At 74.8% G+C, this 13656-nt stretch carries 12 protein-coding genes; 7 read left to right on the top strand and 5 right to left on the bottom strand.

What is annotated here, in order from left to right:
- Nucleotides 1–298 precede the first annotated feature (298 nt).
- The 3 genes from ABD323_RS19535 to ABD323_RS19545 are packed head-to-tail and all read left to right on the top strand — an operon-like array spanning nt 299 to nt 3493.
- Entirely contained in the window at nt 299–1009 is a 711-nt protein-coding gene (locus ABD323_RS19535; RefSeq protein WP_344443003.1) for a tRNA-dependent cyclodipeptide synthase, read from the top strand.
- A 43-nt stretch (nt 1010–1052) separates the two neighbouring features.
- Entirely contained in the window at nt 1053–2261 is a 1209-nt protein-coding gene (locus tag ABD323_RS19540; protein WP_344443004.1) for a permease, read from the top strand.
- A gap of 26 nt (nt 2262–2287) precedes the next feature.
- Nucleotides 2288–3493, top strand: a complete 1206-nt coding sequence (locus ABD323_RS19545) for a winged helix DNA-binding domain-containing protein (protein ID WP_344443005.1) — start codon at nt 2288–2290, stop codon at nt 3491–3493.
- 100 nt (nt 3494–3593) lie between these two features.
- Here the strand turns inward: ABD323_RS19545 and ABD323_RS19550 are convergent, their stop codons facing one another.
- The 3 genes from ABD323_RS19550 to ABD323_RS19560 all read right to left on the bottom strand — a co-directional run bounded on the left by ABD323_RS19550 (nt 3594) and on the right by ABD323_RS19560 (nt 6271).
- Nucleotides 3594–4100, bottom strand: a complete 507-nt coding sequence (locus ABD323_RS19550; RefSeq protein ID WP_344443006.1) for a hypothetical protein — start codon at nt 4098–4100, stop codon at nt 3594–3596.
- A 187-nt stretch (nt 4101–4287) separates the two neighbouring features.
- On the bottom strand, nt 4288–5586 hold the full coding sequence (locus ABD323_RS19555; RefSeq protein ID WP_344443008.1) for a pyroglutamyl-peptidase I: 1299 nt from the start codon (nt 5584–5586) through the stop codon (nt 4288–4290).
- Nucleotides 5587–5710: 124 nt separating this feature from the next.
- Nucleotides 5711–6271, bottom strand: a complete 561-nt coding sequence (locus tag ABD323_RS19560) for a DinB family protein (protein ID WP_344443009.1) — start codon at nt 6269–6271, stop codon at nt 5711–5713.
- Between the two features lie 199 nt (nt 6272–6470).
- Here ABD323_RS19560 and ABD323_RS19565 point away from each other — a divergent pair, with 199 nt between their 5' ends.
- Nucleotides 6471–7286, top strand: a complete 816-nt coding sequence (locus ABD323_RS19565; protein ID WP_344443010.1) for a 3-hydroxybutyrate dehydrogenase — start codon at nt 6471–6473, stop codon at nt 7284–7286.
- Between the two features lie 78 nt (nt 7287–7364).
- Nucleotides 7365–8780 (top strand): MFS transporter, encoded by a 1416-nt coding sequence (locus tag ABD323_RS19570; protein ID WP_344443011.1) that lies wholly within the window; start codon nt 7365–7367, stop codon nt 8778–8780.
- Nucleotides 8781–8868: 88 nt separating this feature from the next.
- On the opposite strand, the gene ABD323_RS19575 is transcribed toward ABD323_RS19570, so the two are convergent.
- Entirely contained in the window at nt 8869–10515 is a 1647-nt protein-coding gene (locus ABD323_RS19575; protein WP_344443013.1) for a beta-propeller fold lactonase family protein, read from the bottom strand.
- A 387-nt stretch (nt 10516–10902) separates the two neighbouring features.
- Here ABD323_RS19575 and ABD323_RS19580 point away from each other — a divergent pair, with 387 nt between their 5' ends.
- A complete protein-coding gene (locus tag ABD323_RS19580) occupies nt 10903–12231 on the top strand; it encodes a YhgE/Pip domain-containing protein (RefSeq protein WP_344443014.1) in 1329 nt (442 codons plus the stop codon).
- Between the two features lie 23 nt (nt 12232–12254).
- Here ABD323_RS19580 and ABD323_RS19585 read toward each other — a convergent pair whose 3' ends face one another.
- A complete protein-coding gene (locus tag ABD323_RS19585) occupies nt 12255–13010 on the bottom strand; it encodes an SDR family oxidoreductase (RefSeq protein ID WP_344443016.1) in 756 nt (251 codons plus the stop codon).
- Between the two features lie 215 nt (nt 13011–13225).
- Here ABD323_RS19585 and ABD323_RS19590 point away from each other — a divergent pair, with 215 nt between their 5' ends.
- Complete coding sequence (locus ABD323_RS19590; RefSeq protein ID WP_344443017.1) at nt 13226–13615, top strand: RidA family protein; 390 nt, start codon at nt 13226–13228, stop codon at nt 13613–13615.
- Nucleotides 13616–13656 lie beyond the last annotated feature (41 nt).

The raw sequence follows: 13656 nt of genomic DNA on the forward strand, positions 1-13656 counted from the left end.
CCGGCTCGCCGATCTCGGCGTGAGCCGGACCTGACCTGGCGGCGCTCCACCGCCATCGCCGGACCCCCGCCCCCGCCGCCCGCCCGCGTACCCGGCCGGTGCGCCCGCACCCGCGGCCGCGCCCCAACGCCGCACGCCCGCCCGCGGCCTCCCCTCCCGCCGCTCCGGAGCACCGCCATGTCCACCGACCTCGTCCCCACCCCCGCTCCCGCCGCCCCGCGCACCACCGCGCTGACCGCCCGGTGCGAGGGGCTGGCACCGCCCCCGCCCCCCCCTCCCCCCGCTCCGGACCCCCGCCATGTCCCCCCCCCCCCCCCCCCCCCCCGCCCCCCCCCCCCCCCCCACCACCCCCCTGACCGCCCGGTGCGAGGGCCTGGCCCGCCGCCGGCTGCACGCCTGCGTCGGGATCAGCCCGTTCAACGGCTACTTCCACGCCCAGCGGATCGCCGAGCTGGCCCGCTGGGCGCTGGAGGGCTTCGACGACGTGCACTTCTTCGTCCCGGACACGCTCGCCGCGCACACCCTGGAGGCCGTCGGCTACCCGCCCGAACGCGCCGCCTGGAAGGCCCGCCGGCAGGGCCAGCACGTGCGCAACAAGGTGACCACCGCGCTCACCGCCCTCGGCCTGTCCGCGCAGGCCGCGCAGGCCCGGATCCTGGCCGGCGCCACGCTGGACGCCAACGACCGCTACCGCGCGCTGCACCAGGAGGTGCGGGCGCGCTACCGGGCGGACCGCGCGTTCCGGGCCGCCTGCCTGGAGGGCGCGCACTGGGTCCTGGAGCGCCGGCTGCCCCCCGGCGCGGCGCCGACCGCCGCCCAGCGGGCCACCGCCGTGCGCTACCTGCTGGGCGAACTGCCGCTCTTCCTGGACACGCCCGGCATCGTGGGCACCGCGGAGTCGGTCTTCTGCTACCACCGCACCCCGCTCTTCCTGCGGCAGCTGTTCGGCGGGGAGCTGTCCTGCCGTCCGGTCCCCGGCCAGGGCTTCCTGGAGGTCGCCCCGCGGTGAACCGGTTCCTCCGACCCCCGACCGAAAGGCCGACACCCGCGCCATGGAACCGATCCGGCACGCCCTGTCCATCACCGCCTCGATGACCTGGGAGATCACCTGGGCGCTCATCCTGGGCTTCGCCCTGTCGGCCGTCGTGCAGGCGGTGGTCCGCACGTCCACCGTGGCCCGGCTGCTCGGCGACCACCGTCCGCGCACGCTCGCGGTCGCCTCGCTGCTGGGCATCGCCTCCTCGTCCTGCTCGTACGCGGCGGTGGCGCTGGCCCGCTCGCTCTTCCGGCGCGGGGCGGACTTCACCGCCGCGATGGCCTTCCAGATCGCCTCGACCAACCTGGTGGTCGAACTCGGGGTGATCCTGGCCCTGTTGATGGGCTGGCAGTTCACCGCGGCCGAGTTCGTCGGCGGGCCGGTGATGATCGCGGTGCTGGCCCTGCTGCTGCGGCGGCTGATGAGCGGGCGGCTGCTGCGGGAGGCCGGGGCGCAGGCCGACCGCGGGCTGGCCGGCTCGATGGAGGGGCACGCCGCGATGGACATGGCGGTGCCCGGCGAGGGGTCCTTCGCGCGCCGGCTGCTCTCCCCGCAGGGGTTCACGGCGACCTCGCACGTCTTCGTGATGGAGTGGGCCGCGATCATCCGGGACCTGGCGGCCGGCCTGCTGATCGCCGGGGCGATCGCCGCCTGGGTGCCGGACAGCTTCTGGAGCGCCTTCTTCTTCGAGGGCCACCCACTGGCCGGCAAGCTCTGGGGGCCGCTGGTGGGACCGCTGGTGGCGGTGGTCTCGTTCGTCTGCTCGATCGGCAACGTGCCGCTGGCGGTGGTGCTCTGGAAGGGCGGCATCAGCTTCGGCGGGGTGATCTCGTTCATCTTCGCGGACCTGCTGATCCTGCCGATCCTGAACATCTACCGGAAGTACTACGGCCGCCGCACGGCCCTGCTGCTGCTCGGCACCTGCTACGTGGCGATGGTGGCGGCCGGCTACCTGGTCGAACTGCTCTTCGGCGCGCTGGGCCTGATCCCGGACCAGGCGGACGCCACCGTCCCCACCGAGGGGATCAGCTGGAACTACACCACCGTCCTGAACATCGTCTTCCTGCTGCTGGCGGCGGTGCTGCTGGTCCGCTTCCTGCGCACCGGGGGCCGGCGGATGCTCGGGATGATGGGCGGCGCCCCGGTGGGCGAGCCGGCCGGCGCCGGCGCGAGGGCCACCGCCGGTTCCCCCGACGACGCGCCCGGGAACGAGGTCAGCGGCTGACCTACTGGACCCCTACGCTTCGGTCCATGACCAGTCAGCCCCCTTTCATCAGTGACGAGCAGCGCCGGGCCCGGCTCGGCGGGCGGCACCTGCTGGACCCCGCCCGCCGGGTCGACACGGTCGAGCAGGTGGCGGACGGCGTGGTGGTGCTGCACGCCTCCGACCCGGCCACCGTCTACCTCTCGGCCGGGGCCCGGCTCACCGACCCCTCGGCCGCCGAGGTGGAGCGGGCGCTCTACGAGGACGTCACGCTGGTGAAGCTGCTCTCCATGCGGCGCACCCTCTTCGCGGTCACCGAGGAGCTGGCGCCGTACGTGAGCTCGGGGGCGGCCCGGGCCATCGCGGTCAAGGAGCGGGCCGCCCTGGTCAAGCACCTGGGCCAGTTCGCCGAGGGCTGGGACGAGCCGCGGCTGGCCCGGACCGAGCAGCGGGTGCTGGCCGCACTGGCCGCCCGGGGCGAGGCGACCACCGCCGAACTGTCGGAGCTCGTCCCGGCGTTGCGCGACACGATGCTGATGGCGGCGGGCAAGCCGTACGAGGCCCGGCAGAGCGTGGGCAGCCGGCTGCTGCGGCTGCTGGCCTCGGACGGGCACGTGCGGCGCTGCCGCCCGCGCGGCTCCTGGCTGAGCACCAGCTACCCGTGGGCGCTGGTCGATCCCTGGCCCGAGGTGCCGGTGCGCGAGGCGAAGGCGGAGCTCGTACGGCGCTACCTGGCCGCCTACGGGCCGGCCACCGTCGAGGACGTGAAGTGGTGGACGGGCTGGACGCTCGGGGACACCCGCACCGCGCTGGCCGACCTCGACGCGCGGCCGGTGCGCCTGGCGGGCCCGGACGGCGGGGAGGCGGGCGGCGCGAGCGCGCTGGTGCTGCCCGGCGACGAGGACGAGGTCGCGCTCCCCGCGTCCTGGGCGGCGCTGCTGCCGGCGCTGGACCCCACCATGATGGGCTGGCGCGGGCGGGACTGGTACCTGCGGCCGCAGGACGTGCCCCTGCTCTTCGACCGGGCCGGCAACCCGGGGCCCACGCTCTGGTGGAACGGCCGGGTGGTCGGCGGCTGGGCCCAGCGGGCGGACGGCGAGCTGGTCTGGCGACTGCTCGCCGACCTGGGCGCGCAGCGCGCCGAGGCCGAGGCGGCGATCGCCGCGCAGGCCGGGCGGCTGGCCGCCTGGCTGGGCGAGGTCCGCGTCACGCCGCGCTTCCGCACCCCGCTGGAGCGGGAGTTGACCAAGTGAACCGACCGGGCCGGGGCGCTGTGGCCCCGGCCCGGTCGGGCCGTCCTGCGGTGGGTGGGTGGTCGGGGGACGGGCGGTGCGGTGACGCGGGGGCGTCGGGTCAGGCGCAGGCGACCGCGGTGCCGGGCACGTCGTAGATGCCGGACTCGTTGGCGCCGCCGGCCTGGTACTCGTCGTACAGGTAGGTGTAGAAGTCGATCCGCTCACCGCAGGGCGAGTTCGCCGCGACGGTGAAGGTGAGCGTGACCGTGGTGCTGGCGCCGACCGCGACGGGCGCGGTCTGGTGGACCACGCCGCCCGTGCTGCCGGTGTCGCAGGCGGTGGCGCTGGCGCCGCAGGCGGTGAACGAGTAGAGGGCGCCCGACTGGCTGGTGGTCCAGGTCGGCTGGATGGACTGGTAGATGAACTGCACCGGGGTGTCGTGCACGTTGGTGAAGGTCAGCGTCAGCGTCACCGAGGAGCCGGGGGTCGCGCTCGCCGTGTCGGAGGAGACCGCGAGGATCGGCGTGTCGGCGTGCGCCGGCGGCGCGGCGAAGAGCAGGCCCAGCAGGCAGGCCAGCAGGATCGACAAGCTGAACCGCTTCATGTTCACGAATGTTGTGTCCATGACCACAAAGCGTAGGGGGACGATCCCCCTGCGCGACATGCGCTCCACCCCGAGCCGTACTGGCATATGACAGTGCAGCGGACGGCAGCGGCCATTGTCTACGCTCCCCCGGGCACCTCGACCACCCCGACCCCGCCGACCCTCTAGGGTGCCCCCGCTCACTCCCGGGCACCCGGCTCCCGGCGGGTCAGCGGGCCGCGAGCAGGGTGCGCACCTCGGCGGTGATGGCCGCGCGGTTCGCCTCGAAGTCCGGACCGGTCAACTGCTGCGGATCGGCGGGCAGTCCGGTGAGCACGGGGGTGTGCAGGTGGCCACCGGGCAGCGCCGGGGCGAGCTGCTGGCGCAGCAGGTTGCTGCGGTAGGCGACCTCGTTCGAGAGGTAACCGCCGCCACCGCCCTCCACCGCGCGCGAGCCGGGGGTGGGGCCGTCCGAGCGGTCGACCGGGTCGGTGGCGCCGGCCGGGATCTCGCTGACCTCGGTGTTGAGCAGCACCGGGTACGGGCTCTGCACGGCCGCCGTCATCGCGGCGGTCGGCAGCGTGGTGGCGATGAACTGCGGCCCGGGCGCGAGGCCGGGGGCGTCCACCGGGTGCTGGTAGGTGCCACCGGAGAGCGCGCCGACGTTGTCCGGGTACGGGTCCGCCGAGCGCGCCCGGCCGGCCCACGCCTCCAGGGTGAACAGGCCGGGGTAGCCCTGGCTGATGGTGGTGATCCGGTCGGCGGCCTTCGGGCCGGGGGCCAGCCGCGGCCCGAAGGCCCGCTCCACGATGCCGTGGTCGAAGTCGGCGTAGCGCACCGGCAGGACCACCGTGCGCAGTTCGGCGAGCCGGCCGTCGGCCAGCCGCACCCGCTGCCCGTTCAGGGCCAGCGCGACGGCGCCCGACGGGTTGGCGGTGCGCAGGTCGCCGTCCAGGCCGAACGGGTCGAAGCCGCTGACGAAGACCCGCTCGATCCCGCGGGTCCCGCTGAAGGCGTTGTCGGCCAGCCCCCGCGAGGCGTCCTCGAAGCGGCTCCGCAGCTCGCCGGCGTCCACCGCGAACGTGGGTGTCCAGCGCGCCAGTTGGTCGTCCATGGTGAGCCGGGTCCAGTACAGCGGGCGGTCGTCGGCGATGGGCAGCGTGCCGAGGGGGCGGCGGCCCTGCGCGCGGTCGACCGCCGACTCCCAGAGCGCCACGCCCCAGGCGTCCAGCAGCCGGTCCGCCTCGGCGGGCGTCCGCACGCCGCACAGGGCGGCCGGGAAGCGCGCGGTGAAGCTCCCCAGGCCGCCCTCCTGGACGAACCGGCCGGCCCGCGGGTCGGCGAGGCGGGCCGCCTCGGCGTCCGCGGCCGGACGGGCCGTCAGGCAGCCGCCGCCCGCCGGCTCCCCGGCCCCGGCGGTGACGGCCGCGCTCTCGGCGGCGTGGGCGGGCAGCGGCGCGGCGAAGAGCCCGGCGGCGGTGAGGGCGGCCAGGGCCAGCGGCAGGAGGACCTGACGCGTCCTGGACATGACAGTGTGAGGGTTCATGCCATGTGACATTACATAAGATTGCGCCGTTACCGGCCGGTTTCGTCGACATCGACGCCCGGCCGGGACCGGCCCGCCGCGCGGCGCCCGGGCCGGCCGCGCCGGGTCAGCCGGCCGGGACGGCGGTGACGTCGTACAGGTGGTGCACCGGGTCGTGGATCAGGTAGCGCGCGAAGGACGCAACCGTGAAGCGGGCGCCGTCGCTGCGCGAGCCGGTGCGCTGCCACTGCTCGCCGGTCACCCGCTCGAAGCCGGCGGCCAGCAGTTCGGCGGCCGCGACCAGGTCGGCGCGGACCTGCGCGGGGTCCTGCTCGCCGTAGCGCTCGGCGACCGCGGTGGCGTCCTGGTCCCAGTTGGGGAAGCCGGGGTCGTCCTGGCCCAGCATCAGCTCCAGGCGCTGCTCGAAGATCCGGAAGACGTCGCGCACGTGGCAGGCGTACTCCAGGGGGGACCAGGTCGCGGGGCCGGGCCGGCGGCGCAACTCGTCCTCGTCGCCGGCCAGCAGGGCGGCCCAGGAGGCGGCGTTGGCGCGCACCAGCGCGGCCACCTCGGTGTGCGGCACGTTCGGCGTGTCGAAGCCGCAGTCGGGACAGGCCCGCTCCAGCACCCAGGTCCAGTCCTTGGTGTCGGGAACGATCTCGGCGGTGGCGCTCTCGGGTGTCGTCATGGATCAAGCGTGCCCGGCCCGCGGGGCCGCCGACCAGTGCCCGGGCCGCCAGCCGACGCGCAGATCCTGCCAGGGGCGCGCACCGGGCGAACGGCCGGCCCCGGGAGTGCCCTATGGTGCGCGCGCCCACAGCAGCGCGCGTCACTGTGGCTGCGCGCGCCATAGGGCGTCCCCGTGCGGCTGCCTACCGTTTCGGCCCATGGAGAGCACCCAGTGGTCCGGCGCGTTCAGCGGTCCGGGCAGCGCGCAGCGGCCGACCCCCGACCAGGAGCGGCCGCTGACCGGTCGCACCGCCCTGGTCACCGGAGCGGCCGGCGGGATCGGCCGCGCCTGCGCGCTGGCCTTCGCGGCGGCCGGGGCCCGGGTGTACGTGGTGGACCTGGCCGGCGAGCAGGCCGAGGAGGTCGCAGGCCAGGTCGGCGGCACCGCCCACGTGGTGGACCTGTCCGACCCGGCCGCGGTCGACTCGCTGCCCACCGACGCGGACATCGTGGTCAACAACGCCGGCCTGCAACACGTCGCCCCCGTCCACGAGTTCCCGCCGGACCGGTTCGCGCTGATCCAGCGGGTGATGGTCGAGGCGCCGTTCCGGATCCTGCGGCGCACGCTGCCGCACATGTACGACCGCGGCTGGGGCCGGGTGGTGAACATCTCCTCCGTCCACGGCCTGCGGGCCAGCCCGTTCAAGGTCGCCTACGTCGCCGCCAAGCACGGCCTGGAGGGGCTGAGCAAGGTGGTGGCGCTGGAGGGCGCGGCGCACGGCGTCACCAGCAACTGCGTCAACCCCGGGTACGTGCGCACCCCACTGGTGGAACGTCAGATCGCCGACCAGGCCGCGGCCCACGGCATCCCGCCCGAGGACGTGGTCCGGCAGGTGATGCTCGACCGCACCGCGATCAAGCGGCTGATCGAGCCCGACGAGGTCGCCCAGGCCGCGCTCTGGCTCTGCTCACCCGCCGCCGGATACGTCACCGGCACCTCGCTGGTGCTGGACGGCGGCTGGACGGCGCACTGACCCCCGCGGTGCGCCGGCTCCACCCCTCCACTCCTCCCCCCGTTCCCCCTTCCCCCCTCTCTCACCAGGACGGTCACCATGGCCAGCGCCACCGACACCGTGCCCCCACTCGCCAGACCCGGCGCCCTCGCCCGGGTGGTCGGCGCCAGCCTGATCGGCACCACCATCGAGTGGTACGACTACTTCCTCTACGGGACGGCGGCCGCCCTCGTCTTCGGCAAGGTCTTCTTCCCGACCGCGGACCCGCTCACCGGCACCCTGCTCTCCTTCCTCACCTACGCGATCGGCTTCGCGGCCCGCCCGCTGGGCGCGCTGGTCTTCGGTCACTTCGGCGACCGGATCGGCCGCAAGAAGCTGCTGGTGGTCAGCCTGCTGATGATGGGCGGGGCGACCACGCTGATCGGCTGCCTACCGACCTACCACCAGGTCGGCGCGGCGGCCCCGGTCCTGCTGACGGCCCTGCGGCTGGTGCAGGGCTTCGCGCTGGGCGGCGAGTGGGGCGGCGCCGTGCTGCTGGTCTCCGAGCATGGGGACCAGCGCCGGCGCGGCTTCTGGGCCTCCTGGCCGCAGGGCGGCGCACCGGCCGGCAACCTGCTGGCGGCGGGCGTGCTCTCGCTGATGACCTCGGTGCAGTCGGACGCGGACTTCGTCGCCTGGGGGTGGCGGGTGCCGTTCCTGCTCTCCGCACTGCTGGTGATGGTCGGGCTGTGGATCCGCCTGTCGGTCGACGAGTCCCCGATCTTCCGACAGGCGCAGGCCGCCGCCGCGGCCCGCGAGGCCGCCGGGCCGGTGGAGCGCACGCCGCTGGTGGGCGTGCTGCGCCACCACTGGCGCGATGTGCTGATCGCCATGGGCGCCCGGATGGCGGAGAACATCTCGTACTACGTGATGACCACCTTTGTGCTGGTCTACGCCGTCCAGCACGCCCACTTCCACAAGCAGAGCGCGCTCAACGCGGTGCTGATCGGCTCGGCGATCCAGTTCACCCTGATCCCGCTCTTCGGCGCGCTCTCCGACCGGGTCGGCCGCCGGCCGGTCTACCTGGTCGGCGCGGCGGGCGTGGGCGCCTGGGCGTTCGTCTTCTTCGGACTGGTGGACACCCACGGCTTCCCGCAGCTGGTGCTCGCGGTGACCGTCGGCCTGGTCTTCCACAGCGCCATGTACGCCCCGCAGGCCGCCTTCTTCTCGGAGCTCTTCGCCACCCGGCTGCGCTACTCGGGCGCCTCGATCGGCGCGCAGTTCTCCTCGGTGGCGGCCGGCGCGCCCGCGCCGCTGATCGCCACCGCGCTGCTCAAGGACTACGGCCACGCCACGCCGATCGCCCTCTACGTGGCGATCGCCTCGGTCGTGACGCTGATCGCGGTGGCCTGCGCCCGGGAGACCCGCGACCGCGACCTGACGGCGGTGGCCCCCACCTCGGGCCGGGCCGGGGCCGGGGCTGCCGGGGCCGATCCGGGCCCGGGCCTGGCCGCGGCCGCCGGGGCCGAGGGCTGACCTGCGACCACGCGGGAACGGCAGGAGGGGTGGGACCGCCTGGTCCCACCCCTCCTCAGCGTGCGCGGCCGCTACCGCGCCGCCGCGGTCAACTGCAGGTGATGCTCAGCGAGGTGAAGACCGAGCAGCTGCGCGAGGCGCTGTCGTCGGTGGCCACCGGGTCGGTCGGCGCGCTCGCGGTGCGCGTCACGGTGGCCTTGTAGGTGCCGGTGGCCAGCAGGCCGACCGGCGCGGTGAAGTGCCGGGTCACCGAGGCGCCGTTCGCCAGGCTGCCGATGGTGCAGCTGACGCTGCCCCGGGCGGCCGTGCAGTCGCTGCTGGTGACGGTGCCCGCGGGGGTCAGCGTGGCCGTGACGGTGGCCGAGGTCGCGGGCTGGGGGCCGTGGTTGGTGATCGTCAGGACGTAGTCGATGTGCCCGTTCAGCAGGCTCGGGACGCCGGTGGCGGTCAGCGTGACGCCCAGGTCGGCGGTGGGCGGCAGGTAGGTGTAGTGGTCGGCGGCGCTCACCGCGCTGGTGCCGGCCGCGGTGGTGACCCGGACGTCGACCGTGCCCGCCGCGCCCGCGGGGGCGATGGCGGTGCAGCTGGTCGCGGTGCAGGAGACGCCGGTGGCGGCCACCGTGCCGAAGGTCACCGCGGTGGCGCCGGAAAGGTCGTTGCCGGTGACGGTGACCGCGGTGCCACCGGTGGTCAGGCCGCTGGCCGGGGTGACCACCGTGACGGTGGGCACCGGGGTCAGCACGTTCACCTGGTGCCCGCCCAGCGCGTAGGCGTGCCGGCCGTCGGGGGCGAAGGCGACCGTGACGAGCGAGCTGTCGACCGGCAGGGTGGAGGTCACGGTGGCGGTGGCCGTGGCGAGCAGGCTCACCGTGCCGTCCCCCTCGTTGGCGACGTAGGCGTAGCCGCCGTCGGGGCTGACGCCCACCCCCAGCGGGTAGGCGCCGACCGCGACGGTGGCGGTCACCGTGCGGGTCGCGGTGGCCAGCACGCTGACCGTGTTGTCGGCGCTGTTGGCCACGTACAGGTGCGCGCCGTCCGGCGCGAGGCCGAGCGCGAAGGGCTGCCCGCCGACCGGGACGCTCGCCACCAGGCTGTCGCCGGCAGTCCGGTCCAGCACGTCGACCGTGCCGCCGAACGGGCTGACCACGTAGGCGAAGTGGCCGTCCCGGGAGATCGCCAGCGCCGCCGGGTAGGCGCTCACCGCGGGGGTCGCGGTCACCGTGTTGCCGGCCGTGGCGATCACCGAGACGGTGCCCGCCTCGTTGTCGCTCACCAGCACCTGGCTGCCGTCGGGGGTGACCGCCACGCCCTGCGGACCGCCGAATCCGGTGAGCGTGGCCGAGACGGTGTCGGTGGCCAGGTCCAGCACGCTGACCGTGCCGTCGCCGCGGTCGGCCACGTACGCGTGCGCGCCGTCCGGTGTCAGCGCGATGCCCACCGGCTGCTGGCCGACCGGCACGGTGGCCAGCAGCGTGTGCGCCGCGGTGTCAATGACGCTCACCGCGTTGTCGCCGGAGTCCACCACGTACAGGCGGCTGCCGTCCGGCGCCACCGCCTGGGCGATCGGCGGGGTGCCCACCGGCACCGTCGCCGTCACCACCGAGGGCGGCGTCGCGGCGGCCAGCGCGGAGCCCGCCCCCGCTGTCGACCCGAGCAGCACGCCCAGGCAGGCGCCGAGCGCGACGCGCCCCCGCCATCCTGCGTGCGCGCGGGAGTTCAGCCTGTCCAGCCTCATGTCATACCTTTCCGGAACATCGCCTGACACCTGCCGGCGTGCGATATGTGCACCATGTGCCGATGAGCGGTGGAACCCGAGCAGGCTAGATGAGGATCAGTCACCACGGCAGCGGAACCTACGAGTTGCTCCCACCACGGCTGCCGGCCGGGGTGTCCGGCCAGGCCAGCGGCACTCAGCGGGCGTCCAGCCGGCGTTCGAACAGCGCTCGGGCGGCCGGAGGGGCGGCCCGCCGGGCGGCGATCCCTGTGGGTGCGATCCGTTTGCCGGGAGCGCGGGACGGAGGGCCGGGGGCCGAGTGGACGCACCGGTGGGCGAGGCAGCGGGGCAAACAGCCACCAAACGGATAATTTCGGTCGGCAACAGTCCGCCGGCCCAGGAGTGCCCTTGCCCGCCAACCAGCGTCCCACCCAGGCCACCGCGCGACAGGTCCTGCGCAACCCGCGGGTCTGGGTGGTGCCCACCGTCCTGGTCGGGCTGCTGTCCCTGCTGCTCTCGCTGGTCTACATGGGCGGCATCCTCAACCCGCGCGGCCACCTGCACCGGATGCCGATCGGACTGGTCAACGCCGACCAGGGCGCCGTGGTCGCCGGCCGGCCGACGAACCTGGGCGCCCAGATCACCACCGGCATCGCGACCGCGCCCGATCCGGGGCAGCAGGTCTCCTGGCGCCAGCTGGACCAGGCCGGCGCCGCCGAGCAGCTCGCCGCGGGCAAGCTCTACGCCTCCCTGGAGGTGCCGGCCGGCTTCACCGCCGCGGTGGCCGCCCTCGGCGAGACCAGCCGGCCCGGCGCGGTGCGGCCCACCATCACCATCTACACCAACCCCGGCGCCGGCAGCCTGGCCTCCTCGCTGGCCACCTCGATCGCCCAACAGGCGGCCCACGGCGCCTCCCTGCACCTGGGCACCGCGCTGACCGCGAGCCTGCCGCAGCAGGGCGCGGCGGCCAACAACGCCGAGGTCTTCCTGCTCGCCGACCCGGCCGCGATCCAGGTGACGGTGGGGCACCCGATCGGCAACCACAGCGGGCTGGGCCTGACCGCCTTCTACTACACGCTGCTGCTGGTCCTGTCGGGCTTCCTGGGCGCCAGCATCATCAGCAACGGCGTGGACGTCTCGCTCGGCTACGCGGCCAGCGAGTTCGGGCCGATGCGCACCCAGCTGCCCACCGTGCCGATCAGTCGCACCCAGACCCTGGCGATCACCTGCGTGATGTCGGTGGCCCTGTCGATCCTGACATCGAGTCTGGTGATGCTGGCCTGCGTGGGGATCCTGGGCATGGACGCCTCGCACCTGCCGCTGCTGTGGATCTTCTCGGTCTGCGCCTCGGCCGCGGTCGGGCTCGGCGTCCAGGCGCTGCTGGCCGCCTTCGGCGGGATCGGCCAGCTGATCGCCATGTTCGTCTTCATCGCGCTGGCGCTGCCCTCCTCCGGCGCGACCATCCCGCTGCAGGCGCTGCCGACCTTCTACCGGATCCTGTCCGAGTTCGAGCCGATGCGCCAACTCTCCGACGGCGTCCGGGCGATCCTCTACTTCGACGCGCAGTCGGGGTCCGGCCTCTACCGGGCCTGGTTCATGATCGCGGTCGGTGTGGTGGCGGCGCTGGTCTTCGGCTTCGGCATGACCCGCTACTACGACCGCAAGGGCCTGCACCGGGTCCACCCGGAGCCCGAGCCGGCGCCGGCCGCGGCCACCGCGGGCGGCGAGCCGGCCTGACCCGGAGGCGGCCTGGGGATGCGCTAGAACATCGCCCCGTTGGCGCGCACCGTCTGCCCCGAGACCCAGCCGGCCTCCTCGCCGACCAGCCAGCCGACCACCGGGGCGATGTCCTGCGGCAGCCCGAGCCGGCCGCGCGGGCTGTGGTGGGTGGCGGCCTCGATGGACTCGGCGCTCTCCGCCGCCCGGTAGAAGGAGTCGTCGATCGGTCCGGGCGCCACCGCGTTCACCGTGATGCCCCGCCCGCCCAGCTCCTTGGCCGCGGCCAGCACCATCCGCTCGACCGCGGCCTTCGTGCCCGAGTACAGGCCGTAGGGGCCCGTCATCACCGAGGTCAGCGTGGTGGAGAGGATCACGTAACGACCGTGGTCGGCCAGGTGGCGGGCGGCCGCGCGCAGGGTGAGGAAGGCGCTGCGGGTGTTGAGGTCGATCATGCGGTCGAACTCCGCGTCGGTGACCTCGGCCAGCGGCTTCTTCAGCACCGCGCCGGGCGTGTGGACCACGATGTCCAGCCGGCCGTGCCGCTCCAGCACGCCGGCGAAGAGCGCCGTCACGTCCGCCGACACCGCGGCGTCGGAGCGGACCGCCTCGGCCACCACGCCGAAGGCGGCCAGTTCGCGGCGGGTCCGCTCGGCGGCGTCCTCGTCGTTGGCGTAGCTGATGACCACGCTCGCGCCGCGCTCGGCGAGCCGGCGGGCGCAGGCCGCGCCCTGGTTGCGGCTGCCGCCCACCACCAGGGCGACCTTGCCGGTGAGGTCGCGCGGGCCGGTCTCGGACATGCTGTTCCCCTCGTGGACTGCGGTGTCGGTGCCTGCGGCCATCGTCGCCGCCCCGGCCGGTGACGGGGAAACAGCGACCGCTTGGGGCCCGCCACAACGGCCGCCTGTGGCCGGGCGGGGAGGGCGGCACGGCGAGAGGGATACTGCTGGCTGCTCCAGTTCCCTGTTGCCCTGCTGCCCTGCTGCCCGCCCGATCGCACCCGAGGTGAACCACGATGTCCCGCGAGATCGTCAGCGGCCCCGACCTGCCGGTGCACGGCCCCTACTCCCCCGCCGTGCGGGTCGGCGGCCTGCTCTTCGTCTCCGCCCAGCCCGGCCTCGACCCCGCCACCGGCGCCGTCCCAGCCGGCGGCGTGGACGCCGAGTGCCGCCAGGCGCTGCGCAACCTGGAGCGGGTGCTCACCGCGGGCGGCAGCGGCCTGGCGCTGGTGGCCCGCACCACGCTCCTCTACACCGACCCGGCCGACCTGCCGGCGATCAACGCGGTCTACGCCGAGTTCTTCCCGGCCGACCCGCCGGCCCGCTCGGCGGCCGTGGTCACCCTGGCGGCGGGCCGCCGGCTGGTCGTCGACGCCATCGCGGCCGTGGCCGACGGCGACCGCTGAGCGGTCCGGCGGGGTCGGCCGAGCGCACGGGTGAGGGCCCC

This window comes from Kitasatospora nipponensis, from assembly GCF_039528135.1.
Lineage (GTDB): Bacteria > Actinomycetota > Actinomycetes > Streptomycetales > Streptomycetaceae > Kitasatospora > Kitasatospora nipponensis.

Coding starts and splice junctions, on each gene's coding strand:
- ABD323_RS19565 (WP_344443010.1), top strand. CDS start 6,471: ATGGAGAGCACCCAGTGGTCCGGCGCGTTCAGCGGTCCGGGCAGCGCG.
- ABD323_RS19550 (WP_344443006.1), bottom strand. CDS start 4,100: ATGGACACAACATTCGTGAACATGAAGCGGTTCAGCTTGTCGATCCTG.
- ABD323_RS19545 (WP_344443005.1), top strand. CDS start 2,288: ATGACCAGTCAGCCCCCTTTCATCAGTGACGAGCAGCGCCGGGCCCGG.
- ABD323_RS19575 (WP_344443013.1), bottom strand. CDS start 10,515: ATGAGGCTGGACAGGCTGAACTCCCGCGCGCACGCAGGATGGCGGGGG.
- ABD323_RS19560 (WP_344443009.1), bottom strand. CDS start 6,271: ATGACGACACCCGAGAGCGCCACCGCCGAGATCGTTCCCGACACCAAG.
- ABD323_RS19540 (WP_344443004.1), top strand. CDS start 1,053: ATGGAACCGATCCGGCACGCCCTGTCCATCACCGCCTCGATGACCTGG.
- ABD323_RS19555 (WP_344443008.1), bottom strand. CDS start 5,586: ATGTCCAGGACGCGTCAGGTCCTCCTGCCGCTGGCCCTGGCCGCCCTC.
- ABD323_RS19535 (WP_344443003.1), top strand. CDS start 299: ATGTCCCCCCCCCCCCCCCCCCCCCCCGCCCCCCCCCCCCCCCCCACC.
- ABD323_RS19590 (WP_344443017.1), top strand. CDS start 13,226: ATGTCCCGCGAGATCGTCAGCGGCCCCGACCTGCCGGTGCACGGCCCC.
- ABD323_RS19570 (WP_344443011.1), top strand. CDS start 7,365: ATGGCCAGCGCCACCGACACCGTGCCCCCACTCGCCAGACCCGGCGCC.
- ABD323_RS19585 (WP_344443016.1), bottom strand. CDS start 13,010: ATGTCCGAGACCGGCCCGCGCGACCTCACCGGCAAGGTCGCCCTGGTG.